The sequence below is a fragment of the Pseudomonas aeruginosa genome (genome assembly GCF_001457615.1).
GTDB classification, from domain to species: domain Bacteria; phylum Pseudomonadota; class Gammaproteobacteria; order Pseudomonadales; family Pseudomonadaceae; genus Pseudomonas; species Pseudomonas aeruginosa.
This window is the reverse complement of sequence record NZ_LN831024.1, coordinates 2,077,395-2,097,442: the sequence shown is the minus strand read 5'-3', so window position 1 is coordinate 2,097,442 and position 20,048 is coordinate 2,077,395. Positions and strand designations below refer to the sequence as shown.

Genomic DNA, 20,048 nt, shown 5'->3' with positions numbered 1-20,048 from the left:
GCCCGGTTCAGGCAGGGTAGCCGGTAATCTCGCGAATGCTGCGGTAGAGCGGGCGCAACTGGCGATACATGCGCAGGTAGACCTCGCCATAGAGCCGCTGGTAGATCTGCCGGGCTTCCGCCTGGGGCAGGAAAACCCGGCCGACGCGGGTCATCCCGGCCACCGCGCTGGCGACGTCCGGATAGAGGCCGAGCCCCACCGCGCAGTCGATCGCCGCACCCAGGCCGGACGCCTCGTAGACATGCGGGCGCTCGGCCGGCAGGCCGAAAATGTCGGCGGTGAGCTGCATCGCCGCGTCGCTCTGCGAGCCGCCGCCGGCCACGCGCAGGCGCACGATCGGCGTGCCCGAACGCTTCTCGATGCGCTCCTTGCCCTGGCGCAGGGCATAGGCCAGGCCCTCGAGGATGGCCCGGTAGATGTGCGCCCGGGTATGCACGTCGCCGAAACCGATCATCGCCCCCTTGGCCTCCAGTCCCGGTTCGCGGATTCCCGGCGACCAGTAGGGTTGCAGGGTCAGGCCCATCGAGCCGGGCGGCACGCCGTTGACCAGTTCGTCGAACAGTTGCTCCGGCTCGACCCCTTGCTCGCGCGCCTGCTGCATCTCGCGCAAGCCGAACTCGCGCTTGAACCAGCTGACCATCCAGTAGCCGCGATAGATCATCACCTCGGTATTGAAATGATCGGGAATCGCCGCCGGATAGGGTGGAATCAGCGGCACGGTTTCCAGGTAGCGGGCGCGAGTGGTGTTGATGGTCGCCGTGGTGCCATAGGAGAGGCAGGCGATGGTGGGCTCCAGCGCACCTGCGCCGAGCACCTCGCAGGCCTTGTCGGCCCCCGCGGCGATCAACGGCAGGCCTTGCGGAATGCCGGTGTGCCGGCTGGCCTCGGCGCTGATCTGGCCGAGCCGCTCGCCCGGCTTGAACAGCTCCGGCAACTGCTCGCGGCGTACCGCCAGCGCCTGCCATTTCCAGTCGCGCGGCGCGGCCCAGCGCAGGCGCTTGTAGTCGAACGGCAGGTAGGCAACGCAGCACCCCACCGAGTCGACGAAACGGCCGGTCAGGCGGTGGCTGAGAAAGCCGGAAAGCAGCAACACCTTGTCGGTCTTCGCAGCGATCTCCGGCTGCTCCTGGGCCACCCAGTTGACCTCGGCCTGGGCGCGGAAATGCTCCACCGCGCCCTCGGCGCCGACCAGCTTGAACAGCCAGCCCCAAGGCCCCCTGATGCGCTCGCGGACCTCCGCCCGGCGCTGGTCGAGCCAGAGGATCGCCGGACGCAACGGCCTGCCCTCGGCATCGACGTGGATCACCGTGCCACGCTGGGTGGTCAGCGACACCCCGCGGATGAGCCCGCGATCGATGTCCACCTGGTCCCAGAGCCGCCGACAGGCCTCGCCGAGCATCGCCCAGTAGTACTCGGGGTCCTGTTCGGCCCAGCCCGGATGCTTCGAGTAGTAGGCCTCCAGCTCCACCTTGCCCTTGCCCAGCAGGTTGCCCTGCAGGTCGAACAGCAGTGCGCGCACGCTCTGGGTGCCATTGTCGATCGCCAGCAGATAGTTCTTGTCGTTCATCTCGTTCTCGTCTCGGCTGGTCAGACGGGCAGGCTGTAGTGCCGGCGCCAGAGGTCCAGATAGGCCTGTTGCTCACGTTCCCAGCGCGGGTCGTCCCAGCCCAGGCGCGCTTGGCAGAGCGCGCGGATACGCGGCAGGTATGCCGCGCCGCCTCCGGGCAACAGCAGGCCGAGGCGGGTGCGGCGCAACAGCAGGTCATCGAGATGCAGCACCATTTCCGCCTCGGCGGCGAACGCCAGTTCGGCCCAGAGCGTTTCGCTGGCACCCACGCAGTCCGTTCCGAGGGTGTCCACCAGCCGCTTGAGGCGGACCAGGTCGCGTCCGTAGCGACCGGCCAGGCGGCGTCGCTGGCCGCTGCCGAGCCCGTCGATGAGCGGGCCTTCGCAGGCGCCGAACACCGCCGCGTCATCGTCCGTGACCGTGCGCCCGAGCAGCGGCGCGCAGGCTTGTAGCACCTCCACCGCCAGCGGCCGGAAGGTGGTCAGCTTGCCGCCGGCCAGGGTCACGCAGCCCGGCTCGCGCCAGAGCACATGCTCGCGTTTCTCGTCGGAAGGCTTGCCGCTGTCGTCGCCGCTGCTGACCACCGGTCGCACGCCGGCCCAGGTCGACAGCACGTCGCGCGCCTCGATGGCAGCGGCGGGAAACTGCTGGGCGCAGGCCGCCAGCAGGTAGTCGAGTTCGGCGCGGCTGATCCGCGCGTCCTCCCCAAGGCCGTCGCGATGGTCGAGATCGGTGGTGCCGACCACCGTCGCGCCCTCCCAGGGGAACACGAACACCGGTCGCCGGTCCGTGGCGTGCATGAAGCTGAAGGCATGGGCCACCGGCAGGCGCCAGGCCGGCAGCAATAGATGGCTGCCGCGCAGCGGGCGGATGTGCTCGCTTCCGCCGGGCTGGCGCAACTCATCGGCCCAGGCCCCGGTGGCCAGCGCCAGGGCGCGGCAGCGAAAGTCGAAAAGCTCGCCGCTCTCGCGGTCCTCGGCGCGCAGGCCGACCACCTGGCCGCCCTCGCGCAGCAATTCGCGCACACGCATGCCGTTGAATGCCTCGCCGCCGTCGTGACGCGCCTCGGCCAGCACCCGCAGCACCAGGCGCGCATCGTCGGTCACCGCATCGAAGAATCGCGTGCCGCCGAGCAGCCGTTGTTCCTTCAGGCCCGGCGCCAGGTAGCGCAACGCGGCGGCGTCGTAGAAACGGTGGTTGCGCCGCCCGGCAAGGGCGTCGTACACGCTCAGCAGGCCGCCGAATAGCCGCGGGCCGGGAAAGCCGCCGCGGTAGTGGGCCATCACGAAGCTCAACGGCTCCACCAGCCCAGGCGCCTCGCCGAGCAGGCGCTGGCGCTCGCGCACCGAGTCGCGGGTCAGCCGCCACTGGCCCTTGGCGATGTAGCGCAGGCCGCCATGGACCATCTTCGACGAGCGGCTCGAGGTGCCCCAGGCGAAGTCCCGCTGCTCCAGCAGCAGGCAGCGCCAGCCGCGCCGCGCGGCTTCGCGGAGGATGCCGGCACCGCTGATGCCGCCGCCGACCACGATCAGGTCCCACTCCTGCCCCGCCAGCGCCGGCAGGCGGCGGCGACGCCACTCCTCGTTCCAGGCTGAAGTCATTCCGCTCAGTCCTGCAGCAGGGTGCCGCGGTTGAGCCGCCCGGCCGGGTCGAAGTGACCGGCCATGGCACGCAGCGCGGCGACGCCCAGTTCGCCCTTCTCGCGGGGCAGGTAGGGTGCGTGGTCCTTGCCGACGCCATGCTGGTGGCTGATGGTGCCACGATTGTCGACGATCGCCTGGCTGGCCGCATGCTTGAGACGCTTCCAGCGCTCCAGCGTCGCCGCATAGCTCGCGGCCGGACGGAACACGTAGGTGGTATAGATGCTCGACCCCTCGCCATAGACATGCGAGAGGTGGGTGAACACATGGACTTTCTCGCCCTCGGCGGCCAGGCCGTCTCGCAGGCTGGCCTCGATCTTCTGCAGCAGGCCGTCGACGTTGCTCCAGTCGGTGGCGGTCTCCAGGGTGTCCACGGCGTAGCCCGCCTGCCACAGGGCCTCGCGCAGGTAGGGGAAGCGGAAGCGGTTCTGCGCCCACTTGCGCCCCAGCAGGGTGCCGGTGAAGACCCCGCCGAAGCGTTTCAGCAAGGCCTTCGCCTGGCTCAGCGACAATCCGTTCTGCCGGCGGTTGCCGGTCACGCCGAAGGTCAGCATGCACTTGCCCTCGCCCGCGCCGCGCAGCGCCAGGTATTTCTCCAGCCAGGCGATCTGTCCGGGATGGCCGGCCAGGGCCAGTTGGGTCATGGTTTCCACGGCGTTGGACAGTCGCAGCATCGACAGCGGCACGCGCGCCTGGGCCAGCTCGCGGGTGGCTTGCAGGGCCTGCTGCCAGTTCGGCAGGAAGACGCTGTAGAAGCGCTCGTCCTCGGCCAGCGGCGAGACCCGCACCTTCACCGAGGAAATGATCCCGAAGCGTCCCTCAGAGCCCAGCACCAGTTCGCGCAGGTCCGGTCCCGCCGCGGATGCCGGGAAGGTAGCGATTTCAAGCGGCCCGGCGAAGGTCTCCAGGGTCCCGCCGGCGAAAAGTTGTTCGATCCGCCCGTAGCGCAGCGACTGCTGGCCACTGGAGCGGCTGGCGACCCAGCCACCAAGGGTCGACAACTCCCAGGACTGCGGGAAATGCCCGAGCGTGTAGCCCAGCGCACGCAACTGGCTCTCCACCTGCGGGCCGGCGGCGCCGGGGCCGAAGGTCGCGACCAGGCTCTCGCGGTCCAGATCGAGCAGGCGGTTCATGCGCTCCAGCGAGACCGTCAGTACCGGCCGCCGCGAGGCTTGCGGATTGATATGGCCGGCCACGGAAGTACCGCCGCCATAGGGAATCAGTTGCAGGTCGCGGGAGTCGGCCAGGGCCAGCAACTCGCGGATCTGTTCGGCGGTTTCCGGATAGGCCACGGCGTCCGGGTAGACGCCGAAGTCGCCCTCGCGCATCGCCAGCCAGTCCGGCAGGCTCTGCCCGCGGGCATGCAGCAGACGCTCACGGGGGTCGATGCTGTAGCGCGGATCGGCCTCCAGGCGCGACGCCGGGACCTTCGCCAGCGCCGCCTCCAGGCTGGCGTCCGGCAAGCGTGCGCCCTGCCCGACCAGTTCCGCCAGGAACCCACGGGCGCTGTCCGGCAATTCGACCACGGTGCTTTCTTCGCCCCAGCCATTCCAACGGCGCATGAACCTCTCCCCTCGCTTGTCGCGGCAACCTGTTTATCGGAACCTTTCTGGCTGCCTATACTAGCCAGCCGCCCTCGCCTGTCACTGTCGGATCGAGACACTCCCTGTGACCGATCAAGACAGCCGGCACGCACGCCGGACGGCCTGTTCCACCCGCCACGACAAGAACAACGACCATGCAGACCCTTGGCTCCACCTCGGTTCCGGCCCTGCTGAAATACCTGCGCCATGCCGAACGGCTCGGCCTGGACATCGCCCCTGCCCTGGCCGCCGCCGGCCTCCAGGCCGACCAGCTCAACGACAATCGCCAGCGCCTGCCGGGCGAAGCCCACGAGCGCCTGCTCGGCTATTTCTGCGAGCATTCCGGCGATCCCCTGTTCGGCCTGCATTCGGCGCGTTTCGTCCAGCCCGGCTCCTGGAGCGTGCTCGGCTACATCGCGATGAACTGCGCCACCCTGGGCGAGGCCATGAGCCGCATCACGCCCTACGAGAAGCTGGTCGGCGACATGGGCACCAGCCGCATCGAGGCGGCCGGCGGGCAGGTCCGGCTGATCTGGAACTGCCGCCACCAGACACCCCTGGTACGGCGCCACATGGTCGAGCACGTCCTGGCTTCCTGGGTCCTCTACGCGCGCTGGATCGCCGACCTGGAAGGTTCGCCGGACGAGGTCTGGCTGGAACACGACCTGCCGGACGGAACCCGCGTGGAAGACTACGAGACCTTCTTCGGCTGTCCGGTACGCTTCGCCCAACCCTGTTCGGCGCTGCTGGTACCGCTGGACTACCTGGCGCTGCCGCTGCGCCAGGCCGACGCGACGCTGCTGCGCACTCTGGAGGAACATGCCCTGGCGCTGATGGCCGAGCTGGACGATGACGAGCCGCTGCCGCTGCGGGTGAAGAACGCCCTGCGCCAGCTACTCAAGGACGGCCTGCCGCGCAAGGAACGGGTGGCGGAGAAGTTCGGCATGACCGTACGCACCCTGCAACGCCACCTGCAGCAAGCCGGCAGCAGCTACCAGCAGACCCTCGACGAACTGCGCCGCGAACTGGCCGAGCACTACCTGCTGCATAGCGAGCTGCCGATCCAGGACATCGCCCAGTACCTGGGCTTTACCGAGTCGCGCTCGTTCCATCGCAGTTTCAAGGGTTGGACCGGGCAGACGCCCGGCGAGTACCGGCAACGGCGCAAGGAGCCGGCGGCGCAATGAGAACGGCGGCCATCCGGCCGCCGTCGGCTCAATCGAGCAGTTCGCTCAGCGGAATGAACGCCACGCCCTCGCCTTCCACGAGGGTACGTCCCTCGCGGACCTCCACCAGCCCCTCGGCCCAGGAAGCGCTGCGCAGTACCCCGGAACTCTGGTTCGGATAGAGCACCGCGCGGCCCTGCTCCAGGCGACCACGCAGGTACTCGCGACGCTGCCCCGCCTTGGTCCAGGCAAAGCCGGCCGGTACCTCCACCCGCAGCGGCGCGACCTGCGCCACACCAAGCCGGCGCAGCAGGTAGGGACGCGCCAGCAGGGCGAAGGTGACCAGGGTCGAAGCCGGATTGCCCGGCAGGCCGATCACCGGGATGCCCTGGAACTGGCCGACGGTCAGCGGCTTGCCGGGTTTTATCGCCAGCTTCCAGAGGGTCAGCTCGCCGGCTTCGCGCAGCGCCATGCCGAGGAAGTCGGCCTCGCCCACCGATACGCCGCCAGTGGACAGGATAAGGTCCACCCCGGCCAACCCGGCCAGGCGCTCGCGGGTACGTGCCAGGTCGTCGGGAAGGATGCCGGCGTCGAGCACGTCGCAGCCCAGGCGTTGCAGCCAATCCTTGAGCAACGGACGGTTGCTGTTGTAGATCTGCCCGGCCTGCAGCGGCTGGCCCGCCTCGACCAGCTCGTCGCCGGTGGACAGCAGCGCCACCCGCGGCTTGCGTCGCACCTCCAGGGCCGCGTAGCCGAGCGAAGCCGCCAACCCCAGTTCGATGGAGCGCAGGCGCGTGCCGGCCGGCAGGACCAGGTCGCCCTGGCGGATTTCCTGGCCACGCGGGCGCACATGCTGGCCCGCGCGCAACGGCTGGGTGAAGCGCACGCGGCCATCGTCGAGCGCTTCGGCGTTTTCCTGCATCTCTACCAGATCGGCGCCTTCGGGCAGCGGCGCACCGGTGAAGATCCGCGCACAGGTACCCGCTTGCAGCGGCTCCGGCGCCTGTCCGGCAAAGATCTTCTGGCTGACCGGCAGTGGCTCGCCGTTCCAGTCGGCGAGGCGCAAGGCATAGCCGTCCATGGCGCTGTTCGGCCACGGCGGCAGGTCCAGGCCGGCCAGCAGGTCGACCGCCAGCACGCGGCCGCCAGCCTGCTCCAGGGGCACCTGCTCACACGTATCGATAGGCGTTTGCGCGGCCAGTTCGAGGAGCCGTTCCAGCGCCGTCTCGACCGGCATCAGCCCCGGCTGTTCGCAGCAGCCGCTCACCCGCGGCTCTCGCAGGGCGCCGCCTGTTTCAGGTGCGGGACGAAGTTGCACGGGCGATGACGGGCGTCCAGTTGCTCGACGAGGATGCCTTCCCAGGCAGTGCGGCAGGCGTTGGTGGAGCCCGGCAGGCAGCAGACCAGGGTGCCGTTGGAAAGCCCGGCCAGGGCCCGCGACTGGATGGTGGAGGTACCGATGTCGCCCAGCGAAATCTGCCGGAACAGCTCGCCGAAGCCGTCCACCTGCTTGTCCAGCAGGCAGGCCACCGCTTCCGGGGTGCTGTCGCGGCCGGTGAAACCGGTGCCGCCGGTGATCAGCACGACCTGCACGCTATCCTCGGCGATCCAGGTCGCGACCTGTGCGCGGATCCGGTACAGGTCATCCTTCAGCAGCACGCGAGCGGCCAGGTTGTGCCCGGCCTCGGTCAGGCGGTCGACGAACAACTGGCCTGAAGTATCGGTTTCCAGGGTACGGGTATCGCTGACGGTCAGGACGGCGATGTTCAACGGCACGAATGCCGTTTCGGCCTTGTGGCTCATGGGGTTGGCCCTTGCTTGTGGACGTGATCGCGGTGTTATATCACAGGCCCGACACGGAGACCCCAGATGCCCGATAGCGCCCTGCCCCCCTGCTCCATCCTTCTCCTGGCGGGAGGCCGCGGCCAGCGCATGGGCGGTCGCGACAAGGGCCTGATCGAGTGGCAGGGCCTGCCCCTGATCGCCCACCTGCATCGCCTGGTGCGCCCGCTCACCGATGACCTGATCGTCTCCTGCAACCGCAACCAGGAACGCTATGCGGCCTATGCCGACCGCCTGGTGAGCGACGACAGCCGAGACTTCCCCGGCCCGCTCGCCGGCATCCGCGCCGGCCTGGCGGTGGCCCGGCATCCCTGGCTGCTGGTGCTGCCCTGCGACGCGCCGCGCATCGACCGCGCCTTGCTGGAAACCCTGCTGCAGGCCGCCGGCCGCACACCGGCGCGCCCCTGGATGCTGCGCTGCGGCGGCCAGTGGGAACCGCTGTTCAGCCTGATCCCGACGCACCTGGCCGAAGAGATAGAACACGCCTGGCGCCAGGGCGACCGTAGCCCACGCCACGTCCTGTTGCCGCTTGGCGCGGAGGCCATCGAGCTGGCCGCGGGCGATCCGCGGCTGGCCAACCTGAACACCCCCGAGCTGTTGGCTAATCACCGCGAACTGAAGTAAAACGGAAGGGACGTCGAGTCGAATTTTCTCGAAGGTGGGGGGAACACTCGTTTTTAGGGGGGAACTCTTCCTAGAACTCGTCTGTCAGAAACTCGTAACTTCAAAGTCTGACCGCACAGGAGAACTGCGCAATGATCAAGCGGATGCTACCCGCCCTCCTCCTCGCCGTAGGCCTCGGCGCCCTCGCGGGTTGTTCCAGCCCTACCGTGATCACCCTCAACGACGGACGTGAAATCCAGGCCGTAGACACCCCTTCCTATGACGAGGATTCCGGCTTCTACGAGTTCGAACAGCTCGACGGCAAGCGCGCCCGCGTGAACAAGGACCAGGTCCGCACCGTCAAGGAACTCTGATACCGTCGCGTAACAGGTTTTCCTGAAGACCCCGTCGACTCGAACGAGCGACAGGGTCTTTGCTTTTTCGCCCGGGGAAACCGGGGCTCGAAAAAAAATTCATCTAACCCCTTGTGTACCAAAACTTTTTCTGTAGAATGCGCCCCAACAAAACGGAGCGTAGCGCAGCTTGGTAGCGCGTCTCGTTCGGGACGAGAAGGTCGCTGGTTCGAATCCAGTCGCTCCGACCATATCCCGAAAAACCCGCCTCAACGGCGGGTTTTTTATTACCTGCGATTCGGCCTTTCTCACAGGGTACGCAGGTAGGCCACCAGGTCGCCCTTCTCTTCCGCGGACAGCTTGCGCTCCAGCACCAGGTTGAAGAACTCCACGGTGTCCTCCAGGGTCAGCAGGCGGTCGTCGTGCAGGTACGGCGGCGAATCCTTGATCCCGCGCAACGGGAAGGTCTTGATCGGCCCGTCGGCGGACGCCATCACGCCATTGACCAGTTTCGGATCGTAGAAGCGCTCCACCTTCAGGTTGTGCATCAGGTTGTCGGTGAAGTAAGGCGGCGCATGGCACCCGGCGCAGGCCGCCTTGCCGTAGAACAGCTTTTCGCCACGCAATTCCTGCTCGCTGGCCTTGCCCGGATCGAGCCGCCCCTCCACATCCAGCTTCGGTGCCGGGGGGAAGTCCAGCAGCGCCTGGAACTCACCCATGAAATGCACCTGACTGCCACGCTCGAGCACGTTCACCCCCTTCTTGGTGGCGATTACCGGATCACCGTCGAAGTAGGCGGCGCGCTGCTCGAACTCGGTGAAGTCCTCGACGGTCTTCAGCGCCCTCTGCGAGCCGAACAACCGCTGGATGTTCACCCCGCGCAGCGTCGGCGTGTCGATGCGGTGGCGGAACGGCTGCGGGCGCACGTCGCCGGCCAGGTGGGTAGCGGCATTGGTGTGGCCGTTCGCATGGCAGTCGAAGCAGGCTACGCCGCGGCTCGGATGCTCGCTACGGCGATCGTCGGTGAGGTTGAACTGCTGCTGCGGAAAGGCCGTTAGCAGCAGGCGCAGCCCTTCCAGCTGCTTGGGATTGAGAATCCCGTTGAACAACTCGAAATAGTTGTCGATGGTCACCAGCTTGCCCTTGGACACATCGCCCAGGTCAGGCCGGGTGGTAAGGAACATCGGTGCCGGGAATTCCGGCAGGAAGTGGTCCGGCAGGTCGTAGTCGAGGTCGAAACGGGTCAGGTCGCGGCTTTCCTGGCGCTTGATCTCGTCGATGAGGAACTTGGGAAAGACCATCCCGCCTTCGGCATGGTTGGGGTGCGGCAGCGGCAGGAAGCCACCGGGGAACAGCCCCTGCTTGCGGATTTCCTCGGGGCTCAGCCTGGCCAGTTCCTCCCAGCTGGTGCCGGCCGGCAGCTTCACCCGGATCCCCTCCTGCAGCGGCTTGCCGCGCGTCATGCTGGCGCCCTTGGCCGGCCTGTCGCTGAGATCGTAACGCTGCTCGAGAAGCGTCTTGTGGGCCTGTTCGATCGACGGCTTGTTCGCCGTCATGCGCTTCATGATGGTGGCGAAGTCCTCATTGATCACCACCGGCGAATAGCTGGAAGTCTTGCTTGGCTGCTCATCCCCCGCGACCACGGCGGATTGCAGCCCCAGGGCGAGCGGCATGACCCAGAGGGCATGGCGCGTCCAGGCGGGCGTTTTCATCAGGCGTCCTCTTTCGTTATGAGGAAACGCCGAGCCTCGTCGTCCCGACCCCCACACCCCGGCGGTCCGCGACAGCGGACCGAACGACCTGCGACGCGTCCTGCGCCACGCGGGTTCCCGGCTGTTTCCAGTCAGTCCTGAAGGGAACTCAGGGTTTATCCATCGCCCTTAGGCCTAGCCGAACGCAGCCTGCCGAGCCAATAGACTCAGGCTATGAAAACCATTGAGAAACGCCTATGCATCGCTTCGCCAGCATCGCCGAAGCCAGGCACCGCGCGGCATGGGGGAAGGAAGCGGAACGCAGTCCGGTTTGCGCATAGAGCGCGGGGTTACCAGCGGTGCCGCGCTTAGCGCGAATGAATAGGCATCAGCAGCTGAGGAAGGCTGCGACCTGCTCGGCCTCGAACGGCCAGTTCAGCTCGGCGCCATTGTCGCAGCGGCGCAGCACCGGGATCCGCAGGCCATAGTGCTCGACCCAGGCTTCGTCGTCGGCGATGTCCACCAGTTCGACCAGCAGGCCATGTTCGACGAAGGGCATCAGCACCGCCTCCGCGACTTCGCAGAGGTGGCAACCGAGGGTTCCGAAGAGTTGGCATTCCGGGGGCATCGAAAGGACCTGTGCAGTGTTTCGCGGCGATGGTAGCACCCGCGCTCAGATGCCAGCGACCTGCAACAGACTTTCGGCCGCCTGCCGGGCCTCGCGAGCCTGATCCGCCGGCCCATGGATGTGCGCCATCACCAGGGCGCCCTCCATCAGGTATTGCAACTGCCGCGCAAGCAGTGCCGCCGAACGCGCGCCCAGGCGCTCCAGCTGGCGCTGGAAATAGGCTTCAACGAAGGCCTTTTGCTCGGCCGCCTGGCGATGGATCGGATGCGAGCGCTCATGGAACTCGGCGGCGGCATGGATGAAGGCACAGCCACGGAACGCCTCGTCCTGGAGGAACTCCTGCAGACCATCGAACACCGCCAGGATCGCCGCTCGCGGCTGCAACCGTGCCTCGGCTTCGAGCATGCGTTCGGCGGTGCGCTGCCGACGCACCTCCAGGGCGGCCATGATCAGTTCGTCCTTCGAGCGAAAGTGCTTGTACAGCGTCATCTTCGCCACCCCGGATTCGGCCAGGATGCGGTCGATGCCGGTGGCGTGGTAACCCTCGCGATAGAACAGGTCGACGGCGGTGCTGAGCAGTTGCTCGCGTTTGCGGGATGTCATGGAAAGCCTCCTGAGCGGCCCATTATGCGCGACCCTGCCGCCCCCTTGAACCGCTCTGCGTCGCTCCCCGGACGAATACCGACGGAAAAAGGCGAACGCGCGCCTTGAAATATACAGACCTGTCTGTCTAATATCCAGGCACCAATACCCGCCTGGAACCCTCAGATGAAACTCCATGACCTGGATCTCTCCGGCAACGCCTACAAGGTCCGCCTGTTCCTCTCCCTCATCGGCCGCGAGGCGACGCTGCGGCCGGTCGATTTCCTCAACCGCGAGCACAAGACCCAGGCCTTCCTCCGCATGAATCCCCGCGGACAGATCCCGGTGCTGGAAGACGGCGAGCTGCAACTGGGCGACTCCCACGCCATTCTCGTCTATCTGGCACGACGCCATGCCGGCCCCGAGTGGTATCCGCTCGACCCCGTCAGCCAGGGCCGCATCGCCTACTGGCTCAGCTATTCGGCCAACGAGGTGCAGAACGGCCCGGCCAGCGCCCGGCTGATCACTCGCTTCAACCTGCCGCTGGATCGCGAGCAAACCCACCAGCGAGGCCTGGAAGTGCTGCGCCTGGTCGACCGGCACCTAGCCGAGCATCGCTGGCTGGCCCAGGGCGAACAGCCGAGCATCGCCGACGTGGCCCTCTACCCCTACCTGGCCCTCGCCCCCGAAGGCGGCCTGGCGCTGGACCACTACCCGGCGCTGAACGCCTGGATCGCCCGCATCCGCGCGCTGCCCGGCTACATCCCGATGCCCGGCCTGTAGCTCGGCAGGAGGCAGCATGAGCCAGGAACAGAGTCCCTTCCACACCGGCGAACTGGCGATCCAGGAACGCGCCGGCGTTCGCGAACAGGTCGCCGGCTTCGGCAGCCGCGCGATCCGCACCTTCATGCCGGACCAGCACCGGGAGTTCTTCGCCCTGCTATCGCTGTTGCTGGTGGGCAGCCTCGACGCCGACGGCTACCCCAGCGCCTCGGTGCTCTGGGGCCCCCCGGCTTCGCCCGTTCGCCGGAACCGACCCGCCTGCGCATCGACAACCTGCCGCAAGCGGACGATCCGCTGGCGGCCAATCTCGAGGCTGGCACCCGCCTCGGCATCCTCGGCCTGGAATGGCCGACCCGCCGCCGCAACCGCATGAATGGACGGGTCCTGGCGCGGGACGGAAAGGGTTTCACGGTCGGCGTCGAGCAATCCTTCGGAAACTGTCCCAAGTACATCCAGGCGCGCAGCCATCAGCCCGTCTCCAGGATCGCAAGTCCCGCATTGCAGGGCGAAGGACTCGATCCACGCTGGCTGTCGCTGGTCTCGTGCAGCGATACGCTGTTCATCGCCAGCCAGCATGCCGACCCGCTCAGAGGCGGCGTCGACGTCTCCCATCGGGGCGGGCCGCCGGGCTTTCTCCGGCTCGGCGCGGATGGCCGCCTGTGGTTGCCCGACTATGCCGGCAACCGCCTGTTCAATACCCTCGGCAACCTGCTCCAGGATCCTCGCTGCGGCCTGCTGTTCATCGATTTCGACAATGGCGACCTGCTGCACCTGCACGCCGAGGCCGAGCTGTTCTGGCCGGGTTCGCAGCCATCCATCCCCTGGCCCGCCGGCGCCGAGCGCCTGCTGGCGTTGCGCCCCGCAGGCTGGCGCTGGCGGCGCGGCCGCCTGCCGCTGGCATTCGGCGAGCCCCAGCCATCCCCTTTTCTTCCTCCCGGTGAATCTTGATGCCTTTCCTGTATCGCCTTGCCTCGTTGTTGATCGCCCTCCTCGTCCTGCCGGTGCAGGCGGCGGAAATGCGAGTCGCCCTGTTGCGCACCTCGGGAGTGGAAACCCTCGATGCGCTCACCGTCGACGGCGGCTCCTGGGTGCGCCGGGTACCGCTCAGCCATACCGCGGTGCTGATCGAGCACCACGCCGCCACCCTGCTCTTCGACACTGGCCTGGGGCGCGACATCGACGCCCAGTTCCGCGCCGACATGCCTTGGTGGGCAGCGCCGCTGTTCGCTTACCAGAAAGTCGTCCCGGCGCGCGACCAACTGGACGCAGCCGGTATCCGCGTCGATCGCATCCTGCTGTCCCACGCACACTGGGATCACGCCTCGGGCCTGGTCGACTTCCCCGAAGTACCGGTCTGGGCACCCTACGAGGAGATCGCCTTCAGCCGCATCGCCACCCCGCCGGCCGCCTTCCCCAGCCAATTCCGCCATGGCGTGCGCTGGCGACCTTACAGCTTCGATCCGCGGCCGTTCATGGGCTTCGACGAAAGCCTCGACCTGTTTGGCGACGGCCGCCTGGTGCTGGTCCCCCTGCCCGGCCATACGCCCGGCTCGGTCGGTCTGTTCGTCACCCTCGACAGCGGGCGCCGGCTGTTCTTCAGCGGCGACACCAGTTGGCGACTCGAAGGCGTCGAAGGCCCACGGCAGAAATTCTTCGCCGGCCGCGCCCTGGTCGATCGCGATCCCGCGCGCACCCTCGCGCAACTGGCGAAGATCCGCCTGCTGCTCCGCAGCGACCCGCGCCTGAGCGTGATTCCGGCGCACGATGCGCGGGTCCAGGCCGCCCTGGGCTACTTCCCGCACTGGCTGGAATAGCGGGAAAGCCCGTCCTAGACAGGGTTCGTGCCAATTCGCGGCCACCCTCGACTAATGTCTAACAGTGGCCGTCTTCCTGTAGTGCTTAAGTAACCGGGCTGTCACAGGCCGACGTGGCGTCACGCCGCCGCCATCGGCCTGCCCCAAGCGCTCGAGGAGACAATAACAATGAGCATGACCCCGATCGCCCGTGCCGTGGCTTTTGCCGCGCTGGGTTCCAGCATTACCGTCCCAACCCTGGCCCATGCCGAGTTCATCAAGGACAGCAAGGCCAGCATCGAACTCCGCAACTTCTACTTCAACCGTGATTTCCGCCAGGAAGGCGCCAGCCAGTCCAAGGCCGAGGAATGGGCTCAGGGCTTCCTCCTGCGCTACGAATCCGGCTACACCGAGGGCACCATCGGTTTCGGCGTCGACGCCATCGGCCTGCTCGGGGTGAAGCTCGACTCCAGCCCCGACCGCAGCGGCACCGGCCTGCTCAAGCGCGACCGCGAGACCGGCCGCGCCCAGGACGACTATGGCGAGGCAGGGATCACCGCCAAGCTGCGGGCGTCGAAGAGCACCCTGAAGATCGGCACCCTGACCCCCAAGCTGCCGGTGATCATGCCCAACGACAGCCGCCTGCTGCCACAGACCTTCCAGGGCGGCGCGCTGAACTCCATGGAGATCGACGGCCTGACCCTCGACGCCGGGCGCCTGAAGAAGGTCAACCAGCGCGACTCCTCGGACAACGAGGACATGACCATCACCGGTGGCGGCAAGCGCAACATCGTGGTCCGTTCCGGGCTGACTTCGGACAAGTTCGACTTCGCCGGCGGCAGCTACAAGTGGACCGACAACCTCAGCACCAGCTACCACTACGGCAAGCTCGACAACTTCTACAAGCAGCATTACCTCGGCCTGGTGCACACCCTGCCGATCGCCGACAAGCAGTCGCTGAAATCCGACATCCGCTGGGCGCGCTCCACCGACGACGGTTCCAGCAACGTCGACAACAAGGCGCTCAACGCCATGTTCACCTACAGCCTCGGCTACCACGCCTTCGGCGTCGGCTACCAGAAGATGAGCGGCGACACCGGCTTCGCCTACATCAACGGCGCCGACCCCTACCTGGTGAACTTCATCCAGATCGGCGACTTCGCCAACAAGGACGAGAAATCCTGGCAGGCGCGCTACGACTACAACTTCGCCGGCGTCGGCATTCCCGGCCTGACCTTCATGACCCGCTACGTCAAGGGCGACAACATCGACCTGCTGACCACCTCGGGCGAAGGCAAGGAATGGGAACGCGACATGGACATCGCCTACGTGTTCCAGAGCGGCCCGTTGAAGAACCTCGGGGTGAAGTGGCGCAACGCGACCATGCGCACCAACTACACCAACGACTACGACGAAAATCGCCTGATCGTCAGCTACACGCTGCCGCTCTGGTAACGGCAGGCCCCGCGGATAGCCGCGCTACGGCCATCCGCCCCTCCCCAGAGCCCCGCGGCGGAACGAAGAGGCCACCCTTGGGTGGCCTCTTTCATGGCGGGATGCCTCGCTCGCAGCGTGCAGGACGGATAGCGCCTGGGGCGTTATCCGCCGATACCCCACCGGACCAAGGAAGTCCGCCCCCTCATTCGTGGCTGATCGCGCCGATCTTGTGGATCGACAGGTCCGCACCGTAGTACTCCTCCTCCTGGCTCAAGCGGATGCCCAGCAGCGCCTTCATCAGCCCATAGACCAACAGGCCGCCGGCGAAAGCCACCGTCACCCCCAGCAGGCTGCCGAGCGCCTGGCTGGCCAGGCTCACCCCGCCGAGCCCACCCAATGCCTGCTGGCCAAAGATGCCGCAGGCAATCCCGCCCCAGACCCCGCAAAGACCGTGCAACGGCCAGACACCGAGGACGTCGTCGATCTTCCAGCGCACCTGGGTCGCGGTGAACGCCCAGACGAACAGGGCCCCCGCCACCAGGCCGGTAGCCAGCGCGCCGATCGGATGCATCAGGTCGGAACCGGCGCACACCGCCACCAACCCGGCCAGCGGACCGTTGTGCAGGAAACCCGGGTCGTTGCGGCCGATCAGCAGCGACGCCATGGTGCCGCCAACCATCGCCAGCAAGGAGTTGACCGCCACCAGCCCGCTGACCCCAGCGAGGGTCTGGGCGCTCATCACGTTGAAGCCGAACCAGCCGATGATCAGGATCCACGACCCCAGTGCCAGGAACGGGATGCTCGACGGCGCCATCGCCACCAGCTTGCCGTCGCGATAGCGGCCGTTGCGGCTGCCCAGCAATAGCACCGCCGCCAATGCCAGCCAGCCGCCCAGCGCATGCACCACCACGGAGCCGGCGAAATCGTGGAAGGGCGCGCCGAACTCCAGCTTCAGCCATTCCTGCAAGCCGAAATTGCCGTTCCACACCAAGCCTTCGAAAAACGGGTACACGAAGGCCACGATCAGCGCCGTGGCGCACAACTGCGGACCGAACCTGGCACGCTCGGCGATGCCGCCGGAGATGATCGCCGGGATTGCCGCGGCGAAGGTCAGCAGGAAGAAGAACTTCACCAGCGCATAGCCACTGTCCACGGTCAGCGCCGCCGCCGGATGGAAGAAAGTCACGCCGTAGGCAATCCAGTAGCCGACGAAGAAATAGGCCAGCGCCGAGATGGCGAAGTCGGACAGAATCTTCGACAGGGCGTTGACCTGGTTCTTCAGGCGCACGGTGCCCACCTCGAGGAAGGCGAAGCCGGCGTGCATCGCCAGCACCATCACCGCTCCGAGCAGGATGAACAGGGTATTGGAGCCGTGGATCAGGACTTGCACCGCACTATTCAGGTTATCCATGGATTGAGGCAGCCTTCGCGCGTAGAGAGAAAGCACCAGAAACGCCCACGCCCGCCCTTCAACGCACCATGACGAAGCAGTAGTCGTCGTGCGAACCGCCGCTTTTCTTCGGCAGACGTTTCGCAAGGTGCCTGAGGCAGCATGGAAAGCTCCCGGACTTTCCTTGATTTTCATTGGGTTGGACGTTCATCCCGAAGTACCCTCCGGGAGCGCCTGGCGCCCTCGCAAGGGGCATTCCGGCCGACGTGCGCACCAGGGAATTGCAAGCGCCATACCAGTTCGCGCCCCGTTGCGAGGCAGCCGGATGGGCGTCATCTCGCCGCAGCCGCGCCGACAGGCACGCTGTGGCAGTCTTTAATGAAAGGAACGCCGGGAGCGACCGGCAACGCGCGGAAATTACCCACCGGTTGAACCTTCCGCCCCGCGCTCGGCTCGAAAAAACACACCCCATGACCAGAGGAGCTCGTCATGCCCCGCAAGACCACTGCAAACGCTGCAAAGGATGAACTGTTGGCTGAATTCCAGGCACTGGTCGCCGATACCGAGAAACTCCTGCAAAGCACCGCCGACGTGGCGGGCGACCAGGCCGAAGAAATCCGCGGCAAGATCCACGACAGCCTCAAGCGCGCTCGCGATACCTTGCGCGACACCAAGGACTCGCTGAAGGACAACGTCCGCGAACGCAGCCAGGCCGCGGTGGACGCCACCGAGGTGTACGTCGGCGAACACCCCTGGCAGAGCATCGGCATCGCCGCCGGCGTCGGCTTCCTGCTTGGCCTGTTGGTCAGCCGGCGCTGAGCCATGAGCGAAGGAAAGGACCCGGCGGACGGCCGCCCCTCCCTGCGGCGCTTCGGCGCCGCCTTCCTCGGCCTGTTGCACGGTCACGTCGAGCTGTTCGGCATCGAGCTGCAGGAACAGAAGGCCAACACCCTGCGCCTGCTGCTGTTCGCCGGGCTGGCCCTGGTATTTGCCCTGCTCCTGCTGGTCGGCCTGTCGCTGCTGGTGCTGATCGTATTCTGGGACACCAACCGGCTCGCAGCGGCGCTCGGGTTGTGCCTGTTCTACGTGATCGGCTCGCTGTTCTGCGGCTGGCGCCTGTACCAGTCGATCAACGACGAAAGCTCGCCGTTCAGCGCCACCCTGGAAGAACTGGCCAACGACCGCGAGCGACTGCTGCCATGACAAGGAAACGCGCATGAGCCAACTACCGGTGAACGCGACCGGCCTGTCGCGTCGCGAATTGCGCAAGGCGGTGATCCGCCTGCGCCTGGAAATGCAGCGCCAGCAATTGCGCCGCGAAAGCCAACTGCTGGTGCAACCCTTCCGCCAGGCCCAGGGGCTGGGCCACAACCTCAGCCAGCAACTGTTCGGCGGTGGCAATGCGGCGCTCTGGGGCGCCGGCGGAGCCGCACTGCTGGGCGTACTGCTTGGCAAGGGCGGACGCTGGCAGCGTCTGCTGCGCCTGGGCGTCGCCCTGGCCCCGCTGTTGCTCGGCCTGCGCAAGCAGAAAGGCCGTTGAAGGATGCGCCGACCGGCAACGGTCGGCGCCCTCCGTTTCCCCAACGCGACGATTGAGCTTGCCAAGGCAAACCGTTAGCGTGTCCGCATCGCCTCAGCGCATCCCTGGAATTCCCGATGGACTGGCAGACCCTGCTCACCCGCGAACGGCTCGGAAAGCCGGTACACAGCAACGATGAACTGGGCCGCAGCGCCTTCCACAAGGACCATGACCGGATCATCTTCTCCGGCGCGTTTCGCCGCCTCGGACGCAAGACCCAGGTCCATCCGGTCTCCAGCAACGATCACATCCACACCCGCCTGACCCACTCCCTGGAAGTCGCCTGCGTCGGCCGCTCGCTGGGCATGCGGGTCGGCGAGATCCTCCGCGAGGAACTACCCGAGTGGTGCGACCCCAGCGACCTCGGGGTCATCGTCCAGTCGGCCTGCCTGGCCCACGACATCGGCAACCCACCATTCGGGCACTCCGGCGAAGACGCGATCCGCAACTGGTTCCAGCAAGCCGCCGGACGTGGCTGGCTGGACGAGATGAGCGACGCCGAGCGTTCCGACTTTCTCCACTTCGAAGGCAACGCCCAGGGCTTCCGGGTCCTCACCCAACTGGAATACCACCAGTTCGACGGCGGCACGCGGTTGACCTACGCAACCCTGGGTACCTACCTGAAGTACCCCTGGACCTCGCGCCACGCCGAAGCGCTGGGCTACAAGAAGCACAAGTTCGGCTGCTACCAGAGCGAACTGCCGCTGCTCGAGCAGATCACCCATAAGCTCGGCATGCCGCAACTCGACGACGAGCGCTGGGCTCGCCATCCGCTGGTCTACCTGATGGAAGCGGCGGACGACATCTGCTATGGCCTGATCGACCTCGAAGACGGCCTGGAAATGGAACTGCTCGAATACAGCGAGGTCGAGGCGCTGCTGCTCGGCCTGGTCGGCGACGACCTGCCCGACACCTATCGCCAACTCGGCCCCAGGGACTCCCGCCGGCGTAAACTGGCGATCCTCCGCGGCAAGGCCATCGAGCACCTGACCAATGCCGCCGCCCGTGCCTTCGTCGACCAGCAGCAGGCCCTGCTCGCCGGGCAGCTTGCCGGCGACCTGGTGGAACACATGCATGGCCCGGCCAAGCTCTGCGTGCAGCGGGCCAAGGCCATCGCGCGGGAAAAGATCTTCCAGGACAAGCGCAAGACCCTCCACGAGATCGGCGCCTACACCACTCTGGAGATCCTCCTCAACGCCTTCTGTGGCGCCGCGCTGGAGCAATATGGCGGGCATACGCCGTCGTTCAAGAACCGGCGCATCCTCGACCTGCTCGGACGCAACGCGCCCGACCCGCAGTGGCCGCTGTACCGCGCCTTCCTCCAGGTGATCGATTTCATCGCCGGCATGACCGACAGCTACGCCACGGAAATGGCCCGGGAAATGACCGGACGCTCGAGCCCCTCCTGAAA

The 20,048-nt window shown here is 66.8% G+C and carries 19 protein-coding genes, 1 tRNA gene and 1 pseudogene; 12 read left to right on the top strand and 9 right to left on the bottom strand.

Features of this window, described 5'->3' with window-relative positions:
- Nucleotides 1-7: 7 nt before the first annotated feature.
- Genes AT700_RS09695 through AT700_RS09685 form a run of 3 tightly spaced genes read right to left on the bottom strand, consistent with a single transcriptional unit; the run spans nt 8 to nt 4,769 of the window.
- Nucleotides 8-1,567, bottom strand: a complete 1,560-nt coding sequence (locus tag AT700_RS09695) for an FGGY-family carbohydrate kinase (RefSeq protein ID WP_003160647.1) — start codon at nt 1,565-1,567, stop codon at nt 8-10.
- Nucleotides 1,568-1,587: 20 nt separating this feature from the next.
- Complete coding sequence (locus tag AT700_RS09690) at nt 1,588-3,168, bottom strand: glycerol-3-phosphate dehydrogenase/oxidase (protein ID WP_048520987.1); 1,581 nt, start codon at nt 3,166-3,168, stop codon at nt 1,588-1,590.
- Between the two features lie 5 nt (nt 3,169-3,173).
- Nucleotides 3,174-4,769, bottom strand: coding sequence for an FAD-binding oxidoreductase (locus AT700_RS09685; protein ID WP_003143646.1), 1,596 nt, complete (start codon nt 4,767-4,769; stop codon nt 3,174-3,176).
- Between the two features lie 176 nt (nt 4,770-4,945).
- Here AT700_RS09685 and AT700_RS09680 point away from each other — a divergent pair, with 176 nt between their 5' ends.
- Nucleotides 4,946-5,977, top strand: a complete 1,032-nt coding sequence (locus tag AT700_RS09680; RefSeq protein ID WP_003116474.1) for an AraC family transcriptional regulator — start codon at nt 4,946-4,948, stop codon at nt 5,975-5,977.
- Between the two features lie 28 nt (nt 5,978-6,005).
- Here the strand turns inward: AT700_RS09680 and glp are convergent, their stop codons facing one another.
- Together glp and moaB are read right to left on the bottom strand one after the other, a co-directional pair.
- Complete coding sequence (gene glp / locus AT700_RS09675) at nt 6,006-7,223, bottom strand: gephyrin-like molybdotransferase Glp (protein WP_003143645.1); 1,218 nt, start codon at nt 7,221-7,223, stop codon at nt 6,006-6,008.
- Complete coding sequence (gene moaB / locus AT700_RS09670; RefSeq protein WP_033998490.1) at nt 7,220-7,759, bottom strand: molybdenum cofactor biosynthesis protein B; 540 nt, start codon at nt 7,757-7,759, stop codon at nt 7,220-7,222. The genes glp and moaB overlap by 4 nt, the downstream gene beginning before the upstream one ends.
- 66 nt (nt 7,760-7,825) lie before the next feature.
- On the opposite strand from moaB, the gene mobA reads away from it, so the two are divergent.
- The 3 genes from mobA (at nt 7,826) to AT700_RS09655 (ending at nt 9,005) form a co-directional block, all read left to right on the top strand.
- Complete coding sequence (mobA, locus tag AT700_RS09665; RefSeq protein WP_003109495.1) at nt 7,826-8,422, top strand: molybdenum cofactor guanylyltransferase MobA; 597 nt, start codon at nt 7,826-7,828, stop codon at nt 8,420-8,422.
- A gap of 131 nt (nt 8,423-8,553) precedes the next feature.
- A complete protein-coding gene (locus AT700_RS09660; RefSeq protein ID WP_003091247.1) occupies nt 8,554-8,775 on the top strand; it encodes a YgdI/YgdR family lipoprotein in 222 nt (73 codons plus the stop codon).
- A gap of 153 nt (nt 8,776-8,928) precedes the next feature.
- A tRNA-Pro gene (locus tag AT700_RS09655) sits at nt 8,929-9,005 on the top strand.
- A 57-nt stretch (nt 9,006-9,062) separates the two neighbouring features.
- Here the strand turns inward: AT700_RS09655 and AT700_RS09650 are convergent.
- The 3 genes from AT700_RS09650 to AT700_RS09640 form a co-directional block, all read right to left on the bottom strand.
- Nucleotides 9,063-10,466, bottom strand: a complete 1,404-nt coding sequence (locus AT700_RS09650) for a cytochrome C Snr1 (RefSeq protein WP_003103259.1) — start codon at nt 10,464-10,466, stop codon at nt 9,063-9,065.
- Nucleotides 10,467-10,833: 367 nt separating this feature from the next.
- Entirely contained in the window at nt 10,834-11,073 is a 240-nt protein-coding gene (locus AT700_RS09645; protein WP_003113967.1) for a glutaredoxin family protein, read from the bottom strand.
- 45 nt (nt 11,074-11,118) lie between these two features.
- Nucleotides 11,119-11,676, bottom strand: a complete 558-nt coding sequence (locus AT700_RS09640; RefSeq protein ID WP_003103255.1) for a TetR/AcrR family transcriptional regulator — start codon at nt 11,674-11,676, stop codon at nt 11,119-11,121.
- A gap of 165 nt (nt 11,677-11,841) precedes the next feature.
- Here AT700_RS09640 and AT700_RS09635 point away from each other — a divergent pair, with 165 nt between their 5' ends.
- The 4 genes and pseudogenes from AT700_RS09635 (at nt 11,842) to opdQ (ending at nt 15,686) form a co-directional block, all read left to right on the top strand.
- Nucleotides 11,842-12,438 (top strand): glutathione S-transferase family protein, encoded by a 597-nt coding sequence (locus AT700_RS09635; RefSeq protein ID WP_003116471.1) that lies wholly within the window; start codon nt 11,842-11,844, stop codon nt 12,436-12,438.
- A 16-nt stretch (nt 12,439-12,454) separates the two neighbouring features.
- Nucleotides 12,455-13,386, top strand: a pseudogene (locus AT700_RS09630) (pyridoxamine 5'-phosphate oxidase family protein).
- Nucleotides 13,386-14,252: an MBL fold metallo-hydrolase gene (locus AT700_RS09625; RefSeq protein ID WP_003116469.1), complete on the top strand. Its 867-nt coding sequence runs from the start codon at nt 13,386-13,388 to the stop codon at nt 14,250-14,252. Before AT700_RS09630 ends, AT700_RS09625 begins: the two are co-directional and overlap by 1 nt.
- 168 nt (nt 14,253-14,420) lie before the next feature.
- Entirely contained in the window at nt 14,421-15,686 is a 1,266-nt protein-coding gene (gene opdQ / locus AT700_RS09620; RefSeq protein ID WP_003091257.1) for a porin OpdQ, read from the top strand.
- Between the two features lie 184 nt (nt 15,687-15,870).
- Here the strand turns inward: opdQ and AT700_RS09615 are convergent, their stop codons facing one another.
- Nucleotides 15,871-17,079, bottom strand: a complete 1,209-nt coding sequence (locus AT700_RS09615) for an ammonium transporter (RefSeq protein WP_003091258.1) — start codon at nt 17,077-17,079, stop codon at nt 15,871-15,873.
- 468 nt (nt 17,080-17,547) lie between these two features.
- Between AT700_RS09615 and AT700_RS09610 the strand changes: the two genes are divergently transcribed.
- The 4 genes from AT700_RS09610 to AT700_RS09595 all read left to right on the top strand — a co-directional run bounded on the left by AT700_RS09610 (nt 17,548) and on the right by AT700_RS09595 (nt 20,046).
- Entirely contained in the window at nt 17,548-17,877 is a 330-nt protein-coding gene (locus AT700_RS09610; RefSeq protein WP_003091262.1) for a DUF883 family protein, read from the top strand.
- Between the two features lie 3 nt (nt 17,878-17,880).
- Nucleotides 17,881-18,261 carry a phage holin family protein gene (locus AT700_RS09605; RefSeq protein ID WP_003091263.1) on the top strand — a complete coding sequence of 127 codons (381 nt, stop codon included), beginning with the start codon at nt 17,881-17,883 and terminating at the stop codon, nt 18,259-18,261.
- A 13-nt stretch (nt 18,262-18,274) separates the two neighbouring features.
- Nucleotides 18,275-18,598: a hypothetical protein gene (locus tag AT700_RS09600; protein ID WP_003103249.1), complete on the top strand. Its 324-nt coding sequence runs from the start codon at nt 18,275-18,277 to the stop codon at nt 18,596-18,598.
- A gap of 116 nt (nt 18,599-18,714) precedes the next feature.
- Nucleotides 18,715-20,046: a deoxyguanosinetriphosphate triphosphohydrolase gene (locus AT700_RS09595; protein ID WP_003091265.1), complete on the top strand. Its 1,332-nt coding sequence runs from the start codon at nt 18,715-18,717 to the stop codon at nt 20,044-20,046.
- Nucleotides 20,047-20,048 lie beyond the last annotated feature (2 nt).

What these genes read in the sequence shown, in the direction of transcription:
- AT700_RS09695 (WP_003160647.1), bottom strand. Translation starts at nt 1,567, where the DNA reads ATGAACGACAAGAACTATCTGCTGGCGATCGACAATGGCACCCAGAGC.
- AT700_RS09690 (WP_048520987.1), bottom strand. Translation starts at nt 3,168, where the DNA reads ATGACTTCAGCCTGGAACGAGGAGTGGCGTCGCCGCCGCCTGCCGGCG.
- AT700_RS09685 (WP_003143646.1), bottom strand. Translation starts at nt 4,769, where the DNA reads ATGCGCCGTTGGAATGGCTGGGGCGAAGAAAGCACCGTGGTCGAATTG.
- AT700_RS09680 (WP_003116474.1), top strand. Translation starts at nt 4,946, where the DNA reads ATGCAGACCCTTGGCTCCACCTCGGTTCCGGCCCTGCTGAAATACCTG.
- moaB (WP_033998490.1), bottom strand. Translation starts at nt 7,759, where the DNA reads ATGAGCCACAAGGCCGAAACGGCATTCGTGCCGTTGAACATCGCCGTC.
- mobA (WP_003109495.1), top strand. Translation starts at nt 7,826, where the DNA reads ATGCCCGATAGCGCCCTGCCCCCCTGCTCCATCCTTCTCCTGGCGGGA.
- AT700_RS09660 (WP_003091247.1), top strand. Translation starts at nt 8,554, where the DNA reads ATGATCAAGCGGATGCTACCCGCCCTCCTCCTCGCCGTAGGCCTCGGC.
- AT700_RS09650 (WP_003103259.1), bottom strand. Translation starts at nt 10,466, where the DNA reads ATGAAAACGCCCGCCTGGACGCGCCATGCCCTCTGGGTCATGCCGCTC.
- AT700_RS09645 (WP_003113967.1), bottom strand. Translation starts at nt 11,073, where the DNA reads ATGCCCCCGGAATGCCAACTCTTCGGAACCCTCGGTTGCCACCTCTGC.
- AT700_RS09640 (WP_003103255.1), bottom strand. Translation starts at nt 11,676, where the DNA reads ATGACATCCCGCAAACGCGAGCAACTGCTCAGCACCGCCGTCGACCTG.
- AT700_RS09635 (WP_003116471.1), top strand. Translation starts at nt 11,842, where the DNA reads ATGAAACTCCATGACCTGGATCTCTCCGGCAACGCCTACAAGGTCCGC.
- AT700_RS09625 (WP_003116469.1), top strand. Translation starts at nt 13,386, where the DNA reads ATGCCTTTCCTGTATCGCCTTGCCTCGTTGTTGATCGCCCTCCTCGTC.
- opdQ (WP_003091257.1), top strand. Translation starts at nt 14,421, where the DNA reads ATGAGCATGACCCCGATCGCCCGTGCCGTGGCTTTTGCCGCGCTGGGT.
- AT700_RS09615 (WP_003091258.1), bottom strand. Translation starts at nt 17,079, where the DNA reads ATGGATAACCTGAATAGTGCGGTGCAAGTCCTGATCCACGGCTCCAAT.
- AT700_RS09610 (WP_003091262.1), top strand. Translation starts at nt 17,548, where the DNA reads ATGCCCCGCAAGACCACTGCAAACGCTGCAAAGGATGAACTGTTGGCT.
- AT700_RS09605 (WP_003091263.1), top strand. Translation starts at nt 17,881, where the DNA reads ATGAGCGAAGGAAAGGACCCGGCGGACGGCCGCCCCTCCCTGCGGCGC.
- AT700_RS09600 (WP_003103249.1), top strand. Translation starts at nt 18,275, where the DNA reads ATGAGCCAACTACCGGTGAACGCGACCGGCCTGTCGCGTCGCGAATTG.
- AT700_RS09595 (WP_003091265.1), top strand. Translation starts at nt 18,715, where the DNA reads ATGGACTGGCAGACCCTGCTCACCCGCGAACGGCTCGGAAAGCCGGTA.